Origin of the sequence: Parageobacillus toebii NBRC 107807 (genome assembly GCF_003688615.2) — a bacterium.
In the GTDB taxonomy this organism is placed as follows: Bacteria; Bacillota; Bacilli; order Bacillales; family Anoxybacillaceae; genus Parageobacillus_B; species Parageobacillus_B toebii.
Map to the genome: position 1 here is coordinate 3,091,220 of NZ_CP049703.1, position 17,533 is coordinate 3,108,752.

The following is a 17,533-nucleotide window of genomic DNA, read 5'->3' on the forward strand; positions in this document are numbered from 1 at the left end:
TCGTTTCTCCCCCTTATTTCATTCGTTCTGCTAATCCGCACCAAACACGATCGACGCGGTCGCAAAGCTGAACCAATTGCTGGTAACACCAGCCGGTTACATCGCGCCATAATCGTTCTTCTTTTTCCACCGGGACAACCCCCTGCGTAATGTCGGAACCAATCCACACAACCGTTCGTCCAGAACTTTGTCGTTCCCACTCATGCCATATTTGAAACATGCGTTTCCAATAAGCTGAATCTGGAATACACCGAATCGCTGCCTCCAATCCTTCCATCACAACGATTCGTTCGAGTATATTCGCATCTGGCTCGCCATATTCGCATTCATATCCGTTATACCAAACGACATCTTTCCGTTCTGTTATTCGGTAGTAAGTGCACGCCCATTTTCGTTTTCCTTGAAAAGCACCTCCGACAATGAAATGCATCGTTTTTTCTCCTTCCACCTCTCGAGCGTCGATTGCAGTGTATACCCGCCGCCAAATGGCACCGCCCATTCCCAAAACGACCGTTCTTGCGGAGCGTAGCGCTCCAATACGTAACGAATCGGGCCGCCATGCGTGGCGACGGCGACATGTTTCGCATTTGTTTTCTCGGCAAGTATGATCGTTTGTTCCAACGCTTGCTCCACTCTTGTTTGAAATTGTTGATAGCCTTCCCCGTTGGGAGGAACAGTCGAAAGCGGGGAATTCAACCATTTTTGATACTCTTTTATTTCTTTCAACTCCAAAAACGTTTTTCCTTCCCAGTCGCCAAAATGCATTTCCCGCCATTGCGCCATTTCGAATTTCGCGCCGGAATAACTTCGAAACAACAGCTCACACGTTTGCCGGCACCGCAGCAAATCGCTTGATACAAGCAAATCAACAGGCGCAAAAAGCTGCAAGTCTGCTTTAAGAAGCCGCGCTTTTTCTTGCTCTGCAAGCGGTACATCCGTATGCCCGATATATCGTCTTGCTTCATTTTCCGGCGTCATACCATGACGTATGAACGTAATAGCCAAATCATACACCATAGCCACGTCTCCACTCCTTCGACAAACGCCCCAAGCGCATCACCGGTAATGCCGCCAAATTGTTTTTCAAAAAACAAACGTGCAACGAAAACAGCAAATATTGTCCCACACGCTAAAAATATAACGGTTTTCCAAACAGAAAAATGGATGGCGCATAAACACGCGAGCAAACAGTTGCCAATAATCATTGCAACATGCGCATCGTAACGATCGGCATGTTCCCGAAAAGCAGCGGCCATGCCAGTTTGTTTTGCTGGTTTTCCATAAATAAGCAGCCATGCCATCGCCGTTCTCGACAACACCGGAATAACGGCAATAAGGAATATATCAAAATCGGAACATATTGTTTCAAACATAAATAAAAAGCGAAATGAAAGCAAAAACAAAATCGATAATACCGCAAACGCTCCAACACGCGAATCGCTCATGATTTCTTGACGCCGCTTTACATCCCGATACGAAAAAAACGCATCGCTTACATCCATCCAACCGTCCGCGTGCAATCCGCCTGCAATCCAAATAGATAGCCACATGAGGGAAAGCGCAAGAAACAATGGCGAAAGAGAAGAAAACGAAGAAAACATGAAATACGTAACTGCTTCGATAACGCCAATCAGCGCACCGACAAGCGGAAATGCGCGGACAGACCAGCGTGCCGTGGCATCGTTCCAATCAATCTGCTTCCGAATAGGAATCACCGTTAAAAATTGAACAGACAATAAAAACCCGCTCCAAACCGCTTTCATGACAATGATTCTCCTTTTTTCACAACAGCTATGCCATTCTGCGCCAAAATGGCGATTTGAGCGTTTGCGACAATTTGTTGATGAAGCCACCCAAGCGTTTTCATAAAATGATATGTCCCTAAATCATCCGGGACTCCTCCAGAAAATAATTCATTCGAGACAATGATTAACGCCTTGCACGCTTTTTCTAATTGCTGTAACACAATCCACATTTGTCTTGCCTTATGAAAACAGTTTGCTTCCTTTTGCCAGCTTTCATCAGCAAACAATTCGTTAGCAAGCCAGTTCGTTATACAATCAAGCAAAACAACGTCGCTTTTTGTAAAAACAGGAATCAGTTTATCAAGCCGCACCGACTGTTCCCATGTGATCCACTTCATCGGTTGTTTTTTTCGCCGCTTTTGGTGATGATCAATCCGCTGTTTCATTTCGTCATCAGACGCTCGTGCCGTTGCGATATAGTGTAAAGAACTTTCTGGAGTTGCCAGCTTTTGTACATAAGTTTCAGCAATTCGGCTTTTTCCGCTTCGGACACCCCCGCTAATAAACACGATCATTGCGCCCACCGCCTCAGCACATGCAGCAATTGATCGTTTTCTTCCTCCGTCTTCACCGCTAAACGCAAATAATGGCCGTCAAGGCCGCGGAAATTCATCGTATGGCGCGGCACAATCCCTTTTTGTAATAAATGATAAAGCAGCGCTTCTGTGGAACGGTTTGGCAACCGTAATAAATAAAAATTAACGACCGATGGCGAAACATAATACCCATATTCGCTTAATATCGTCGTTATTCGCTCCCGTTCACTGGCAATCATCCGCTTTGTTTGTGCGACAAACTCGTTCATCGGCAAAAAATGCAACGCCAGCTGCTGGGCAAGTCTACTTACGCTCCATGGCGGCTGCAATGCTTTTACTTGCGCAATGACTTCCTTATTGGCAGCCATATAGCCGATACGCGCCCCGGCTAAATGATGGATTTTCGTTAATGAACGCAAAACGATCAGATGGGAAAAGTCGTTCACCCACTGCAATGCGGTAAAGCCATCGATCCAAAAATGATAAAACGCTTCATCGATGACAACAAATGTCTCTGCCTTCTCCGCTGCCACAAGCAACGCATATAGATCTTCTTCCGTCATCACCGTTCCGGTTGGATTGTTTGGATGGCATAAAAAGAAAGCATCAACATCCCCTAATAACGTTGTTAACTCACTTAGATTATATTTCCAGTTGCTTTCCTCATTCGAGACAATCGAAACGATCTTACAATGGTGAGCCTCACAAGCGCAGCGATATTCAGAAAACGTCGGTTCCGCAATTCCAATTCGTTTCCGTGAAAATAATTGTCCTAGCAAATGAATGCATTCCGAAGCGCCGTTGGAAATCAGCACTTGCTCCGGTGCGATTCCTTCGATACGCGCAAGTAAATCAACTAATAAAGAAGCATCCGGGTCTGGATATTCCATCGCCCAACCGCAAAAATCAGCTTGTTTCGGCCAAAGCGACAGCGGCAATACATATGGATTTGTGTTGACACTAAAATCAACGTAAGTTTCTGGAATTGGAATCCCAAGATGCTCATATAATTGGCGGGGATTTGCTCCATGTGCTGGCAAATTCAATCAATATCCCTCCTATGAACAGCAATATCGCAAACGATAAAACCGTAACGAGCATAATCCGCACTGCATGGCGAATATGTTCTTTTTTTAGCGGAACGAGCGGATCGCCGATCGTCGGCCGGTGCGAAACGATTCCGTTATATGTGTTCGTTCCGCCAAGCTGCACGCCTAAAAGCGCCGCCATCGCCGATTCTAGCCATCCGCTGTTTGGACTTGGATGTTTGCGAGCGTCGCGAAAAAGCACCCGCAAGCAATGACGAAGTCGCTTTCCGCTATGGATAAATATCATCACCATCGCCGTAAGACGAGCAGGCACATAATTGACCACATCATCCAAACGCGCTGACGCCCAACCGAATTCGCGATACGCCTCATTTTTATAGCCGAGCATCGAATCACACGTATTTACGGCCCGATAAAAAAGCGCCAATGGAGCCCCGCCGATGAAAGCGTAAAACAACGGCGCGGTAATTCCATCGCTCGTATTTTCCGCCACCGTTTCTACACAAGCGCGCACAATTTCCGGTTCGTCAAGATTTTCTGTATCCCGGCCGACAATCATGCTTAATTCGCGGCGGGCCTTTTCGATTTTTCCTTGTTCTAAAGGAATAAGCACATTCCAGGCAGCTTCTTGTAAACTTTTTGTCGCAATCGTCGTAAAAATAAGGACCGCTTCCATCATAACGCCAAATATCCATGAAAGAGAATAACTGATATATACAACAAGAGACGCCAGGCAGTAAACCATTCCTGCTACGGCCGCGACGGTAATAATCCCTTTCATGCGCCGATATCGCCCTTGATTAAGCCGTTTGTCGAAAAAGGAAATGAATGATCCGATTCCACGCACGGGGTGCGGAAGCCAACGAGGATCGCCAAACAACCAATCCAACACAAGCGCCAGAGCAATCGCCAAAAGATGACTCACAATGATTCCCTCCGCTGTTTATAACGGCGAAGGGCTTCCTTTGTCGCTTCATAAACGGTTCGCCCGATCGCTTTTCCAATCGGTGTGATCGTTCCAGCATAAGGAAACGTTGCTCCCGTTTGTGTCGCGGCAATCGCGATGCAATCCGTCGATGTTCCTGTTGCATAGGTGCTTGTTTCAGGATCGACAATTTTTTCATCGTATAATGCTTTTGTTTTTGCTTCCGTCGCCGTCATTAAAGCCTGCACATAAGCGGCATCCGTCAACGTTCCGTCGATAAATACCATAATGTTAATCGTGCCGACTTTTTGGCTTAATTCCTCTCGTTTCCACGCTTGTGCGGCATCAACGGCATTTCCTACTCCAGCGGTAACAACGGTCCATACAGAAAACGCATCATGTTTCTCATACATGCAGACGGCATCTTCGACAGAAACAGCGGTCATCATTCCAATCGTTTTTTGGACGGGAAAGCCGCGGCGCCGTAAATAATGTTTCATTTCCGTTTCCGCATCTTCGCAATCATAATCTTTTGAAACTTGACGATTGACAAAATGAGTCGCCCATTGAAAGCCTGATCCGACAAGCGCGGAAGATAACACCTTAAGCGGCTCGGTTGCGGTTACAACGACGCAGTCCTCCAACATTGTCCACGCGAATCGTTCGCGCAGTTCGTTATGTTGTAATATCGGAAATTTCCATTCCCGTAAAAACGCCATAAGCGGTTTAGAGACGGTCGGATGTGCTTGCCTGCTTACGGACGCGTGAAATACAGAACGGAAAATCTCAGGTTCCATCAGCTCTTCCGGCGTCCCTAGCGCGACTACCTCCCCGTTTTTTAACATTAAAAGCCTGTCACAATATAAACTAGCGATGTTAATATCATGAAAAATCGCAATAACCGTTAACGCTTTTTCCTTCGCCGAGCGGACAAGCTGGTCCAATAGCTTCATTTGCTGGGTAATGTCCATATGATTGGTCGGTTCGTCTAGCAATAAAAGCTGAGGCTGCTGCGCAAGCGCTCTTGCTAAATAAACGCGCTGACGTTCTCCCCCACTCAAACGGTCAATCCCTTCTTCTGCTTTTTCCATTAGCCCAACTTCTTCGATTGCTGTTTTCACCGCTTGTTCATCTTCTTCCGTCCATGTCGGAAATAGACCGCTTTGATGGGCATATCTTCCAAGTTCCACTGTTTCTTTTACCGTATATCCGAATGCCGCATCAACCGTTTGCGGAAGCACCGCGGCAAAACGAGCCCATTCTTTTTGCGAAAAAGAACGAAGCGGCCGGCCGTTTACTGTTATGCTTCCGTTTTGTAATAACAACTCCTTGCTTAACAGTTTCAATAAGGTCGTTTTCCCGCTCCCATTTGGCCCTAAAATCCCAAATACTTCTCCCTTTGCTACGGTAAACGTTACATCATGAAGCACTTGTTTACGATGATAGTGGTAAGAAACATGGTTTACTTCAAGCACATTCATCACGTCTTTCTTCGCATTCTTCGAAAAAATAGTAGTGCAAATAAAGGTGCGCCAATCAATGAGGTAATTACGCCGATTGGCAATTCTCTCGGCGAAATAATCGTGCGTGCCAATAAATCAGTAAGAACGAGAAAGGCACCGCCATACAATAGGGAAAGCGGCAACAGAAGACGATGGTTCGGACCACAGACGAGGCGAACCATATGTGGAACGACCAATCCGACAAAACCGATCGTTCCGGAAACAGACACCGCCGCGCCGGTTAGCAACGAAGCACCGGTTAAAATCATCACTTTTCGCTTCAACACATCGACCCCGATATGCATAGCGGCCGACTCCCCAAACGCAAAAGCGTTCAGTTCGCGCGCATTAAAAAGCAGCATGATCACTCCGATGAGAAAAAACGGAAGCATCATCATCGTATATTTCCAGCCGCGCATCGCTACGCTCCCCATCAGCCATGCAATAATTTGCCGCAATTCTTCTCCGGTTAGCGCAATCATTAAGGAAATAAGCGCGCTGAAAAACGCCCCGAACATAATTCCAACTAAGATGATGGTCTCTACGGACATTTTTCGCTCCACCGCTCGTGTAAATAAAAGAACAAGCACGAGCGTCACAAGGCCAAATATAATGCTGACAATAGGAAGCGTAAATGTACCAAATAACGGCAATTGAATACCGAAGAAAATGACAAAAACAGCACCAACGGAAGCACCTGACGACACGCCGAGCGTATACGGATCGGCAAGCGCATTTTTTAACAGCCCTTGAAACGCAGCTCCCGCGACCGCCAGCGACGCCCCGACAAGAAACGCAAGCACAACGCGTGGAAGGCGGATCGCCATCACGATTTGCACGAGATCATCGGGAACATCGCCGGGCAACGGCAACCCAAACGAGATCGAAAAAATAATCTTGATAATAGTAGAAAAGGGAATCGATAGAGAACCTATCGATATCCCCAGCAAGAGCGAAGTAATAACGACCGTTATTGCAACTGCATACATCCATATATTACTTAAAAATATCCGGGTAAATTGTTTTTGCAAGTTCCTCTACTCCTTCGATCAAACGTGGACCTGGACGGCTTACTAAGTCTGTATTTACATCATACACCCGTTTGTTTTTCACCGCCGGGACATCTTTCCAAGCAGGACGGTCCAACACTTGCTTCGCTCCGCCGTATGTTGTAATAATGACATCCGGCTTGTACGCGACCGCTTTTTCTTCCGTAACCATCGGCCACCCTTCTAAATCACCGGCGACATTTTTCGCGGAGATCGCCTGGAGCATCTCATCAATAAACGTTCCTTTTCCAGCAGTATAAATTTCTGGAGCTGGTGATATTTCGACCCATACTTTTGCTTGATCTTCCTCTTTAATTTGCTTTGCTTTTTCTTTTATAGCTTCTAATTTTGTTTTCATATTTTGGATGATTTCTTGTGCTTTGTCCGCAGTTCCTGTCGCTTTGCCAATTAATTCGATTGAATGATATACATCATCAAACGTTTTCGCGTCATAGACAACCAATACAGCAATACCCGCATCTCTTAATTGCTGAAGCCCATCTTTCGAGTTATGTGCGCTAGACGCATGGGCAAGTACTAAATCTGGCTTCAACGAAATAACTTTTTCTACATTAAACTCTAAGCCGCCTATTTTTTCCTTATTTTTTACATCTTCCGGATAGTTATCAAAATCGCTGACGCCAACGATTTTGTCTCCTAATCCCAACGCATAGGCAATCTCTGTGTTGCTCGGAATTAAGGAAACGATTTTTTTTGGCTCAGACTGTATCGTTACATCCTCGCCTAATCCATCTTTTACCGTTACCGGAAACGCCGCTTGTTCCGTTTTCGGTTCTTCTTTTTTTGCAGGCTCTTTGCTTGCGTTCTCTCCATTACATCCAAACAAGAAGCCAAATGTAAGGATGAATACGAGCAACATGACATACTGTTTCCATTTTTTCATTTTTTGTTCCCCCTTCTTTATGTAAAATAAAAAAACTCATTCCTAACTCGGAATGAGCGAGAAACGGCAATATGTATACACGAAGGCAGCCACCGTTGCCGTTTCCTCATCTCACCCCCCGAAGATAGGAAACTATAAGCGAACAAGGCAGGTCTACTGACTCATGCTTCATCCTACTCTGAACCTTCCCATACGGCAAACGGCGCTTGCCATTCCACCGTACAGTGGCGATTTCATTTCGTCAGCATTTACAGTTGCGGGGACAGTTCTGGACTTTCACCAGATTCCCTATTAAGCCATTAGGAGCGAATCGCTCCATTCGGCACCTTGCCGCTATTGTATAAAATTGTCGAACAATTGACAGTTATAATATTAAAGGAAGAAAGATCGTTTGGCAATAAAAAATTCAAAGTTTCATTGTTTTCAATTCATTAAAACCCCCGAACTTTTAGCGATTCGGGGGTTACAATGCAATTAATTATTAATATACCGTTCAAACACAAAGCCGAAGTCTTTCACCGTATATTTTGTTTTCGCGTCAACGAGCCATTGAAACGCAAGTTCATTCACCGCTTTGAAATCGGCAACGAAATTATTTGTGTCACTTTTCACTTGCCCGAATACGTTTGCCGTCAATTCCAAACTTTTATGCGCGTACTCGAGCTTCGTTTTGTTTTCATGGCAAAGCTCAGAGATGGCGAGCAGCGATTTATATAAATCTTTTAGTTCTTCTAAATGCTTTTTATGGACGTCAATCGAATAGGCATGGGCGCCGATTTTAAACTTAATCTCCACATCTAAATCGACCGTGCCTGCCGTTTCGAGCGACACATCGGAAATCGTATGTTTGTAATAATCATAGCGGCGCAACACGCGTTTTTTGCTTGTTGCGCTCGTGCCATCCAAATGAATAAGCGCTTTATTGGTAAAGCAATACTCATCCGACTTCGATTTAATTAAGAAATAAATCTTTTCCCCGTCTTCATGCATCACGTAATCATCGGCATCGACTTTATCATAGTTTTCCGGTTTAATAACCGAGCCGATATCGCTTAATCCAAGCACATCGGCAGCGACTTTTCCAAACATAGTATAGCTCCTCTCATTTTTCATGATTATTTGTTTTTTGCGAGAAACACCCATCGCAAATAATGGTCCCTTCTTGCTGAAGGAAAGCCTTAATTTCTACCATTCCTCTGTACACCGGATACCTCATGCGCACATAGATCGGTTCATTTTTTTCAATCGGCTTCCCGCAGACGGAACAAGTTGGAGACCGGGAAAACATGTGATTTTCCTCCTTTTTATTCTTATTAAAAATATACGTAACAAAAGAACCACAAGTTTCATTCATGGCATAAAAATGTCGTTCATTTTATCGCAGCGGCGATCTTGCCATGGGAATATACGTATGGCTTTTCGGATTTTTGGTTAGGCAGGCAAAATCAAAACCGAGCCGTTTTGCTCCAGCGTTCCATCTCAATCGTCAATTTGTAGCGGTCGCCACGGTAAACCGATTTGACGACTTCTAGAGGCCGTCCGTTATTTAAATAACTTCTGCGCTGCATGAGCAATACAGGCGCACCTTCCTTTATTTGCAACAGCTCCGCCTCCATCTTGCGGGCGACGGAAGCTTCAATTATTTGCACGCCCGATTGAATGGCCAACCCTAATTCTTTTTCAATAAAATCATAAACGGAACCGCTTACAATTTCGCGGGTTAACCGAGGAACAAGCATACATGGAATATATAATGTTTCGAGTGCCATCGGCAGCCCGTCGGCAAGACGAACGCGGCGGATTTCGTAAAGATCCGCTCCTTCGCGGACGTCGAGCAGCTGTGCTAACGACGTACTGGCAGGAACAATGTTGAAATCGAGCACATTTGTTCCAGGTTCCATGCCACGCGCGCGCATATCTTCCGAAAAACTTGTAAGCCCTTTCAGCGGCTGTTCGATTTTTGTCGCGGCAACAAATGTTCCTTTGCCGCGTTTTCTTACTAAATATCCATCATTCACTAAGTTATTGATCGCCTGTCGAACAGTCATTCGGCTAATATCGTATGTTTCTGCCAGTTCCCGCTCGGACGGAATCATTTCTCCCGGCTTGAGCTGCCCTTTTTCGATCATTTCTTTAATTCCTTGCTCTAATTGATAGTAGATAGGAAGCGGTGAGTTTTTGCTAATCATTTTGCATACACCTTTCGTTTTTCATCTGGTACAAGCGACAATGCATCTTGATCAGCAATTACCGTGACGTTCGGATGAGTATGAAGCACCGATGCCGGCACATCGGTAGTCACGGTTTCTTCGAACAGCTTCGCCATAATTGGCGCTTTCGCCGTTCCTGACGCTAATAGCAATATATGACGGCTTTTCATAATCGTTGCGATTCCCATTGTAATCGCTTGGCGCGGTACATCATCTAAAGATGGAAAAAAGCGGGCATTCGCTTGCCGTGTTGACGGCGCCAGCTCGACTACATGCGTCGGTGCCGAAAACGATGTCCCCGGCTCATTAAAACCGATATGTCCATTTCTTCCAATTCCTAACAGCTGTAAATCAATTCCTCCCAAACTTTCAATTAGCTGTTCATAGCGTCGACATTCCGCCTCCACATCATCGCTTGCTCCATTTGGAATATATGTTTGCGAAAGCGGGATATCGATATGGGAAAATAAATGTTGATTCATATAGTAACGATAGCTGTTCGGGTGATCGGGTGACAAACCAATATATTCATCTAAATTGACCGTACGAACGTTTCGATAAGATGTTCCATTTTGGCGATGATCCTCGACTAATTGTTTATATGTGCCAAGCATTGTCGATCCCGTAGCAAGACCAAGAACGGAATCAGGTTTTTCCTTTACCTGGGCAATAATGATGTCAGCCGCCTTTTGGCTCATCTCTTCGTAGTTGGCTGCTTCAATTAATTTCATCGTCCGATCCCCCTTTTTTATTTTGAATAGGCAAGTTTACCACGGCATATCGTCATCACAACATGATGCTGTTCGTCTAATACGACAAGATCAGCGTCTTTCCCGGCGCGGATGCTTCCTTTTTTGTCTGAAACGCCTAACTGCTTTGCCGGATTCCAGCTAGCCATGCGGATAATATCTTCCAGCGTACAGCCTGTAAAAGACATGATGTTTTTCACCGCATCGCCTAATTTTAAGATGCTTCCAGCCAATGTGCCATCTCGTAATGTTGCTTTTTCTCCTTGAACAATGACGTCTTGGCCACCAAGTTCATATATACCGGCGCCGAGACATTTCGCGCGCATCGCATCCGTAATTAATATGAGACCATCACAGCCTTTCATTTTGTACGCAAAGCGGACCATTTCCGGCGCAACATGAATTCCATCGACAATTAGTTCACATACAACTTCATCGTGCATAAGAACCGCTCCGGCAACTCCCGGCTCGCGATGATGAATACCGCGCATGCCGTTGAATAAATGAGTGGCGTGGGTCACTCCTGATTGAATGGCGGCGGTTACTTGTTCGTAAACCGCATCGGAATGACCGATCGAGGCGACGACACCAGTTTCTTTTAAGTATGCCGCAAGCGCCAATCCATTCTTTTCTTCCGGCGCCAGCGTGACAAGACGAATATGTCCATTCGCGATGTTCTGCCATTTTTGAAATAGTTCGATGTTTGGTTCAATAATATTTTTTGGATGCTGCGCTCCCGCTCGTTTTGGAGAAATAAATGGACCTTCTAGATGAATGCCAAGCACCTCTGCTTCTCCGGGTGGATTGCTGCTATATATATATTGCGAAACGTTTTGCAAAGCACGTTCAATATTCGCAATCGGTGCGGTCATCGTCGTCGCTAAAAAACTCGTTGTGCCTTCCTTTGGCAATGTTTTTGCCATTGTGCGCAACGCTTCGTCTGTCGCATCCATTACATCGGCTCCAGATGCCCCATGGATATGGACATCAATAAACCCTGGTACAACGGAGAAGCTTGGGTCAAGCTCTATCACCTCCGCTTCACTAGAAGCTGGGCATGAGGACATCGGCCCTACTTCAATCACTTTGTCTCCCTCTGTCAGCACATATCCTTGCTCGATTTTTCCTGTTTCCGCATATATGACCGCATTTTTAAGCAACCATCGTTTCACTGATTATTGCACCTTCTTTCTATATAATTATATTAACATCATATCATCTAGTTGTCTATACCACTCTATATTTTGTATCGTTCGAAATAAACGCATCATTACTCATTAGCTTCCCTATTCTTTTTCGCTCTGCCATCAAAAAAAACAGCCCCCGCTGCTTAGGCAAGGGGGCATATTATGTTTCATGCGGACCGTTTGGCAAATAAAACGTAAACGTCGTTCCTTCATGAAGCTTGCTATGAACGGAAATCGTCCCTTTATGGGCCTCAACGATATTTTTCGCAATGGCAAGGCCCAATCCCGTTCCCGAGCGGCCGCGCGTACGCGCCTTATCCGCTTTGTAGAAGCGTTCAAACACAAACGGCAAATCTTCTTCTGGGATGCCGGAGCCGGAATCTTGGACATGAATCGTGACGCCGTCTCCGCTTCGCTCAACAATGATCTTGACCATTCCGTTTTTATCCGTATGACGAATCGCATTATCAATTAAATTCGTCAAAACTTGCTCGATCCGGTCTGGATCCATCGTAATTTGGATATCCTCATTTTTAAACTCCGCCGACAAATCAATTTGTTTTTCTTTTGCTAGCCCTTGGAATTTGCGAATAATCCGCTCAATATACGGAACGAGCTGAACGGTTTCGTAATCTAATGTAATATGCCCCGCTTCCATGCGCGCCAAATCAAGCAAGTCATTGACAAGACGGCCTATGCGCAACGATTCGTCGTAAATCACTTTTGCCATTTCTTTCTTTTCTTCATCCGTTGCCGCAATATCATCAATAATCGCTTCGCTATACCCTTGAAGCATCGCAATCGGCGTGCGCAGCTCATGGGAAACGTTGGCGACAAAATCTTTGCGAAGTTTATCCAAGCGGCGTTCTTCCGTCATATCGCGCAGCACCGCTACCACACCGCGTACAGTCGTTTTGCTGTAAAGCGGCGTCATCAAAATCACCCATGTCCGTCCTTGTAGCGACAATTCAATCGATTGCTCTTTCTCCTCGCGGACAACACGAATAAATAACTCTTTTACTTGCGGCGGCAGCGGAGCCATCGTTTCCGCACCGTTTCCTTGCTCAAAATACCATGCTTGCAAAAACCGCTCCGCAGGCGGATTCGTAATTAATATTTCGCCATCGCGATTAAATGTAATAACTCCATCGGCCATGCTGCTTAAAATGCTTGCTAACTGCTCCTTTTCCTGATTTAGGGCATTAATATTAAACTGCAGCCGTCTGCCCATCTGATTAAACGCCATTGCCAAGCCGCCAATTTCATCATCCGTTAAAATTGGCACCTTTGTATCAAACTTGCCTCGCGCCACTTCAAACGCTGCTTGCCGCATTTTCCGCAATGGAGCGGTAATACGGGTCGATAAGAAAAAGGCAAAAAATGTTGTTAACACAATGGCGATAAATGCCGCAAGAAAAATTAACTTTTTCGTTTGCCTTGTTGTATCTTCAATTGCCTGCAATGATTGATAAATAAATACTCCGCCCCGATTTCCATTTGCCATTTCAAGCGGCACGCCAACAATAATCACATCACTGCTATATCGACTTCTGCCGGTTTGTACGTTTGGCAAATAGGTTTTCTTTTTTACGTTTTTTCCTTCTGTCAATACTTTTCGCAAATCTTTATCTTGCTTAATGAATGATAACGGCAGATCCCGCAATTCATCGTTTGTAGGAGAATACCAGTAATGCGATGAATCAACAAAAATAACAGCTTTAGACATATTACCGACAAGCGTCCATGCAATGGAACGGGCCAGTTCTTCGTCTTCGTAATCATGTATTACTTCCGATATTTTTGTTGCTAGCTGAGTTAATTCTTTTTCCGCTTCTTGTACATAATAATTTTCAAAAAATTTCAATAAGAGAATCGTAAGAACAAATAACACACACGAAACGAGCAATAATATAGTAACCCATAATTTCCCGACTACGCTGCGAAAAAGCCACATTAGTCATTCACTACCTCAAATTTATAGCCAACCCCCCAAACGGTTACGATCATCTTTGCCGCCGTTGGGGAGACTTTATTCAACTTTTCACGCAAACGTTTAATATGGGTATCTACCGTGCGCAAATCGCCAAAAAATTCGTAGTGCCATACTTCTTTCAATAGCTGTTCACGGTCAAATACTTTATCTGGAGATCTTGCCAAAAATAGAAGCAACTCGTATTCCTTCGGCGTTAAATTCACTTCCTGACCGTCAACCGTTACGCGATGGGCATCGTTATCAATTGTTAAATGCGGAAAAACGAGCACATCTTTTGCGGTCGTATCAGCAAGAACATACGCAGTATTCGCCGCACGCCGCAACAGCGCTTTTACGCGCAATACGACCTCGCGCGGGCTAAATGGCTTAACAATATAATCGTCTGTCCCTACTTCAAACCCTTGAACACGGTTTGATTCTTCCCCTTTTGCTGTCAGCATAATAATCGGGGTTGCTTTCTTTTCGCGAATTCCTTTACATACCTCAATACCGTCCCTCCCTGGCAGCATGAGGTCAAGCAAAATGACATCATAGTCATTTTCGAGCGCTTTTTCGAGCGCGTCATCGCCGTTATCAGCCTCATCAATGATATAGTTTTCGCGCTCTAAATACATTTTTAGTAAGCGCCGAATGCGTTCTTCATCATCTACTACTAAAATTTTGACTTGTTGATCTTTATCCATAGAACATCCTCCCTTGTTCACTATTGTACAAAAATTCATGACAATTATCTACTTCATTGTAAAATAAGGATGCCAAGCCTCGGGCATCCTTTTATTCCAGTCATGTTGTCATGTTCCGGCGTATGAATGCAGCCCGGCAATCACTAAGTTAACTGCGACTAAATTAAACATAATGATCGCAAAACCAATGACCGCAAGCCATGCCGATTTTTCACCGTGCCATCCTTTTGACAAACGAAGGTGCAAAAACGCGGCGTAAAATAACCATGTAATGAGCGCCCATACTTCTTTCGGGTCCCAGCCCCAAAATCGAGTCCACGCAATTTGCGCCCAGATCATCGCAAAAATGAGCGCTCCAAGTGTAAATACCGGAAACCCGATGGCGACAGCGCGATAACTGATTTCATCCGTTAAATCTAAGTTTACGTTTTTGACAAGCGGCTGCAAGGCAGCGGCGATCCGCTTCCGCAGCACGAGACGGAGCAATGCATATAAAATCGCGCCCCCGATTAGCGACCAAATCACCGTATTTAATTTTTTCGCATTGATAATTGCCGGCATATAAACCAGCGGCTCAAAACGATCGGCGCTTTCTTTCACTAGCTTTCCTTCATGCGGCCCGACTAATGCAGGCATATGATAAACGACTTCCGCCTGTTGCTTGTTTTTATCGATCCATGTAAATTTTGCTTCATAGTCCGCAAGGCTGAATGCTGTTGATACAAGCACAAAGCCGAGCGTCGTAATTAAGCAGAACATGACGACTTCCAGCCAAAATGTTCGCTTGCTTGGCTTGGACTGGTCCACGACACGGATTAAATAAATGAGACCGGCAACAAAGCTAACAGCCAAAATTGCTTCTCCCGCCGCGGCAGTGGTCACATGGATATGTAGCCAGTCGCTTTGCAATGCAGGAATCAGCGGCGTAATTTCGCGCGGAAACATGCTGGCGTAAGCGATCACCAATAAGGCGACTGGCAGTGCGAATAAGCCGAGAATGCTTATTTTATAAATAAAATAAATAATGATAAAGGCGGCGACAAGCATCATTCCAAAAAAGGTAGTAAACTCAAACAAATTGCTGACCGGGGCATGTCCCGCTGCAATCCACCGTGTAATAAAGTAGCCTAATTGAGACAGAAAACCGATAATCGTCGTGATAATTCCAAGTTGTGACCAGCGATTTTTTCCCGTTCGTTCCTTTCTTTTATCGCGAATCGCGCCGCCGAAAAAAAACGTTCCAATTAAGTAAAGAATAAAAGCAATATATAGTAACGTGCTACTGAGCTGCGCCATGCATTTGCCCTCCTTGTCCCGCTTTTGTCTCCTCATCCGCCTGATCGACCGGCATCGCTAATCCGGTTCCGTCAAGGATGCGGCGAATTTCATTTTTTAAACCAAACCAGTTTTTATTCGTATGTGCAGCAAGCCATACTTCGCCATTGACGCGCTGCAGCCAGATGCGGCGATGGTTCCAATACATTCCTTGGATGAGGCCAATCATAAAGATCGCTCCGCCAACGCCTAAAATCCAAAGCGTAAAGTCGCGGCGTACAGTAAGTCCTGATACGTTTCTCGTCTCTAATCCAGCAAACTTTATTTTATACTTGTTATCCCCGAACGGTTCAATCGTTTGCTGAATGGCCACAAAGCTTACTTCCCCTTTCGGCTTATCAGGGGTAAACATTTTAAACACGAACGCCGGATTGTTTGGAATTTTTGATTTTGTAGCCGGATTCCCTTCCTCATCAAAATAAAAATCAGGGAAATAGCTTAATAGTTCTACCCGATAACCGTTGCCAAGATCGTAGGAAGATTTCGGATTGTGCAAATCAATAACGACATTGCCAAACGATTTTCCCGACGTTTTATCCATTAATTGAAACGCCATTTTATACGGCTCGTTTTGTTTAAAATCGACTTGATATAGCGCGTAATGATCATATTTCAACGGTTCGTTGACACGTATCTTATACTCTTTTATTTTTTGCAGCTTCGGTTCTTCACCGGCGACAATAGGACCGACACGTTTGTAGAGTACAACGTTCGTTTGGTAATTTTTTGCTACCGTGCCGTTGCCGACGCGATCAATCGCCGCATTAAACACTTCATTTTCTTTTCCTTTTTCATATGTCTCATAAATAAACTTTTCGCTCTTTAAAAAGTATTTTCCTTGTGTACCGGGAATCTCTTTTGTTTCTCCTTCGCGAATCCACAGCACCTCATCGACATACATTCCCGGAACAAAGCGAAGCATCGCTCCAATTAAGAAAATAATTAATCCGATATGATTGACATAAGGGCCCCAGCGGGAAAAACGGCCTTTTTCTGCTAAAATATTGCCGTTTTCTTCACGGATATGGTAGTGGCGCTGCGCCAATTTTTCTTTCACGCGTTTTAGCACATCATCGGCATCATCGACTTTCGAAACACTAAATAACCGCTGCTTCCGCAAAAAGTTCGGATGTCTTGTGACGCCTTGTTTTTTCAACGCGCGATAAAGCGGAATCACACGGTCTAAACTGCAAATGACGAGCGATACGCCGATTGACGCAATTAAAAGCATATACCACCATGACTTATACAAGTTATTAAATCCGAGCTTATAATATAATTTTCCTGCCCATCCGTATTGGTCGGCATAATATTCAGCAGGGCTAACATTCGGCGGAATATACATTTCCTGTGGAAAAATCGTTCCGATCGCTGAGGCGATGAGTGTAATAACAATAAGCGCCACTCCGACCTTCACGGAAGAGAAAAACGCCCAAATTTTATCGATAATGGTCTTATTATATGTTTGGGAACGGCGCGCGCTCCCTTCATAGCGCATGTCCAAAAGTCGCTTCTCTGTATTTTCCTCAAGCGGTTTTCCGCATGATTCACAAAAAAAAGTCCCATGTGGATTAACATGACCGCATTCGCATTTTACATGTTCCAT

At 44.8% G+C, this 17,533-nt stretch carries 18 protein-coding genes and 1 riboswitch; all 18 genes read right to left on the reverse strand.

What is annotated here, in order from left to right; genetic code table 11:
* Positions 1-13: 13 nt before the first annotated feature.
* Entirely contained in the window at positions 14-430 is a 417-nt protein-coding gene (locus tag DER53_RS15855) for a bifunctional adenosylcobinamide kinase/adenosylcobinamide-phosphate guanylyltransferase (protein ID WP_062752772.1), read from the reverse strand.
* Positions 364-1,017 (reverse strand): histidine phosphatase family protein, encoded by a 654-nt coding sequence (locus tag DER53_RS15860; protein ID WP_015864335.1) that lies wholly within the window; start codon positions 1,015-1,017, stop codon positions 364-366. Before DER53_RS15860 ends, DER53_RS15855 begins: the two co-directional genes overlap by 67 nt.
* Entirely contained in the window at positions 975-1,763 is a 789-nt protein-coding gene (gene cobS, locus DER53_RS15865) for an adenosylcobinamide-GDP ribazoletransferase (protein ID WP_062752774.1), read from the reverse strand. Before cobS ends, DER53_RS15860 begins: the two co-directional genes overlap by 43 nt.
* Positions 1,760-2,320: a bifunctional adenosylcobinamide kinase/adenosylcobinamide-phosphate guanylyltransferase gene (locus DER53_RS15870; RefSeq protein ID WP_062752776.1), complete on the reverse strand. Its 561-nt coding sequence runs from the start codon at positions 2,318-2,320 to the stop codon at positions 1,760-1,762. Before DER53_RS15870 ends, cobS begins: the two co-directional genes overlap by 4 nt.
* Positions 2,317-3,387, reverse strand: coding sequence for a threonine-phosphate decarboxylase CobD (gene cobD / locus DER53_RS15875; RefSeq protein ID WP_062752777.1), 1,071 nt, complete (start codon positions 3,385-3,387; stop codon positions 2,317-2,319). Before cobD ends, DER53_RS15870 begins: the two co-directional genes overlap by 4 nt.
* Positions 3,344-4,315 (reverse strand): adenosylcobinamide-phosphate synthase CbiB, encoded by a 972-nt coding sequence (gene cbiB / locus DER53_RS15880; RefSeq protein WP_062677595.1) that lies wholly within the window; start codon positions 4,313-4,315, stop codon positions 3,344-3,346. The genes cobD and cbiB overlap by 44 nt, the downstream gene beginning before the upstream one ends.
* Positions 4,312-5,796: an adenosylcobinamide amidohydrolase gene (locus tag DER53_RS15885; protein WP_062752779.1), complete on the reverse strand. Its 1,485-nt coding sequence runs from the start codon at positions 5,794-5,796 to the stop codon at positions 4,312-4,314. Before DER53_RS15885 ends, cbiB begins: the two co-directional genes overlap by 4 nt.
* The gene (locus DER53_RS15890; protein WP_062752781.1) at positions 5,796-6,848 is read right to left on the reverse strand and encodes a FecCD family ABC transporter permease; all 1,053 of its coding nucleotides are present in this window, start codon (positions 6,846-6,848) and stop codon (positions 5,796-5,798) included. Before DER53_RS15890 ends, DER53_RS15885 begins: the two co-directional genes overlap by 1 nt.
* Positions 6,814-7,770, reverse strand: coding sequence for an ABC transporter substrate-binding protein (locus DER53_RS15895; protein ID WP_062752783.1), 957 nt, complete (start codon positions 7,768-7,770; stop codon positions 6,814-6,816). Before DER53_RS15895 ends, DER53_RS15890 begins: the two co-directional genes overlap by 35 nt.
* A gap of 129 nt (positions 7,771-7,899) precedes the next feature.
* Positions 7,900-8,114, reverse strand: a riboswitch (cobalamin riboswitch).
* A 130-nt stretch (positions 8,115-8,244) separates the two neighbouring features.
* Positions 8,245-8,859: a PH domain-containing protein gene (locus tag DER53_RS15900; RefSeq protein ID WP_015864343.1), complete on the reverse strand. Its 615-nt coding sequence runs from the start codon at positions 8,857-8,859 to the stop codon at positions 8,245-8,247.
* Between the two features lie 13 nt (positions 8,860-8,872).
* Positions 8,873-9,058: a hypothetical protein gene (locus DER53_RS15905; protein ID WP_015864344.1), complete on the reverse strand. Its 186-nt coding sequence runs from the start codon at positions 9,056-9,058 to the stop codon at positions 8,873-8,875.
* A 157-nt stretch (positions 9,059-9,215) separates the two neighbouring features.
* Positions 9,216-9,959, reverse strand: a complete 744-nt coding sequence (locus DER53_RS15910) for a GntR family transcriptional regulator (protein ID WP_062752785.1) — start codon at positions 9,957-9,959, stop codon at positions 9,216-9,218.
* Complete coding sequence (gene nagB / locus DER53_RS15915) at positions 9,956-10,711, reverse strand: glucosamine-6-phosphate deaminase (protein WP_062677605.1); 756 nt, start codon at positions 10,709-10,711, stop codon at positions 9,956-9,958. The genes DER53_RS15910 and nagB overlap by 4 nt, the downstream gene beginning before the upstream one ends.
* A gap of 17 nt (positions 10,712-10,728) precedes the next feature.
* Complete coding sequence (gene nagA / locus DER53_RS15920) at positions 10,729-11,901, reverse strand: N-acetylglucosamine-6-phosphate deacetylase (protein ID WP_062752787.1); 1,173 nt, start codon at positions 11,899-11,901, stop codon at positions 10,729-10,731.
* Between the two features lie 175 nt (positions 11,902-12,076).
* A complete protein-coding gene (locus DER53_RS15925; RefSeq protein ID WP_121910065.1) occupies positions 12,077-13,870 on the reverse strand; it encodes an ATP-binding protein in 1,794 nt (597 codons plus the stop codon).
* Entirely contained in the window at positions 13,870-14,592 is a 723-nt protein-coding gene (locus DER53_RS15930) for a response regulator transcription factor (protein WP_015864349.1), read from the reverse strand. Before DER53_RS15930 ends, DER53_RS15925 begins: the two co-directional genes overlap by 1 nt.
* A gap of 108 nt (positions 14,593-14,700) precedes the next feature.
* Positions 14,701-15,888 (reverse strand): c-type cytochrome biogenesis protein CcsB, encoded by a 1,188-nt coding sequence (gene ccsB, locus DER53_RS15935; protein ID WP_015864350.1) that lies wholly within the window; start codon positions 15,886-15,888, stop codon positions 14,701-14,703.
* Complete coding sequence (gene resB, locus DER53_RS15940) at positions 15,872-17,533, reverse strand: cytochrome c biogenesis protein ResB (RefSeq protein WP_062752791.1); 1,662 nt, start codon at positions 17,531-17,533, stop codon at positions 15,872-15,874. The genes ccsB and resB overlap by 17 nt, the downstream gene beginning before the upstream one ends.

Excerpts from the sequence above, each read along its gene's own strand:
- DER53_RS15855 (WP_062752772.1), bottom strand. The coding sequence starts at position 430 with ATGCATTTCATTGTCGGAGGTGCTTTTCAAGGAAAACGAAAATGGGCG.
- DER53_RS15860 (WP_015864335.1), bottom strand. The coding sequence starts at position 1,017 with ATGGTGTATGATTTGGCTATTACGTTCATACGTCATGGTATGACGCCG.
- cobS (WP_062752774.1), bottom strand. The coding sequence starts at position 1,763 with ATGAAAGCGGTTTGGAGCGGGTTTTTATTGTCTGTTCAATTTTTAACG.
- DER53_RS15870 (WP_062752776.1), bottom strand. The coding sequence starts at position 2,320 with ATGATCGTGTTTATTAGCGGGGGTGTCCGAAGCGGAAAAAGCCGAATT.
- DER53_RS15885 (WP_062752779.1), bottom strand. The coding sequence starts at position 5,796 with ATGAATGTGCTTGAAGTAAACCATGTTTCTTACCACTATCATCGTAAA.
- DER53_RS15895 (WP_062752783.1), bottom strand. The coding sequence starts at position 7,770 with ATGAAAAAATGGAAACAGTATGTCATGTTGCTCGTATTCATCCTTACA.
- DER53_RS15900 (WP_015864343.1), bottom strand. The coding sequence starts at position 8,859 with ATGTTTGGAAAAGTCGCTGCCGATGTGCTTGGATTAAGCGATATCGGC.
- DER53_RS15905 (WP_015864344.1), bottom strand. The coding sequence starts at position 9,058 with ATGTTTTCCCGGTCTCCAACTTGTTCCGTCTGCGGGAAGCCGATTGAA.
- DER53_RS15910 (WP_062752785.1), bottom strand. The coding sequence starts at position 9,959 with ATGATTAGCAAAAACTCACCGCTTCCTATCTACTATCAATTAGAGCAA.
- nagB (WP_062677605.1), bottom strand. The coding sequence starts at position 10,711 with ATGAAATTAATTGAAGCAGCCAACTACGAAGAGATGAGCCAAAAGGCG.
- DER53_RS15925 (WP_121910065.1), bottom strand. The coding sequence starts at position 13,870 with ATGTGGCTTTTTCGCAGCGTAGTCGGGAAATTATGGGTTACTATATTA.
- DER53_RS15930 (WP_015864349.1), bottom strand. The coding sequence starts at position 14,592 with ATGGATAAAGATCAACAAGTCAAAATTTTAGTAGTAGATGATGAAGAA.
- ccsB (WP_015864350.1), bottom strand. The coding sequence starts at position 15,888 with ATGGCGCAGCTCAGTAGCACGTTACTATATATTGCTTTTATTCTTTAC.
- resB (WP_062752791.1), bottom strand. The coding sequence starts at position 17,533 with ATGGAACATGTAAAATGCGAATGCGGTCATGTTAATCCACATGGGACT.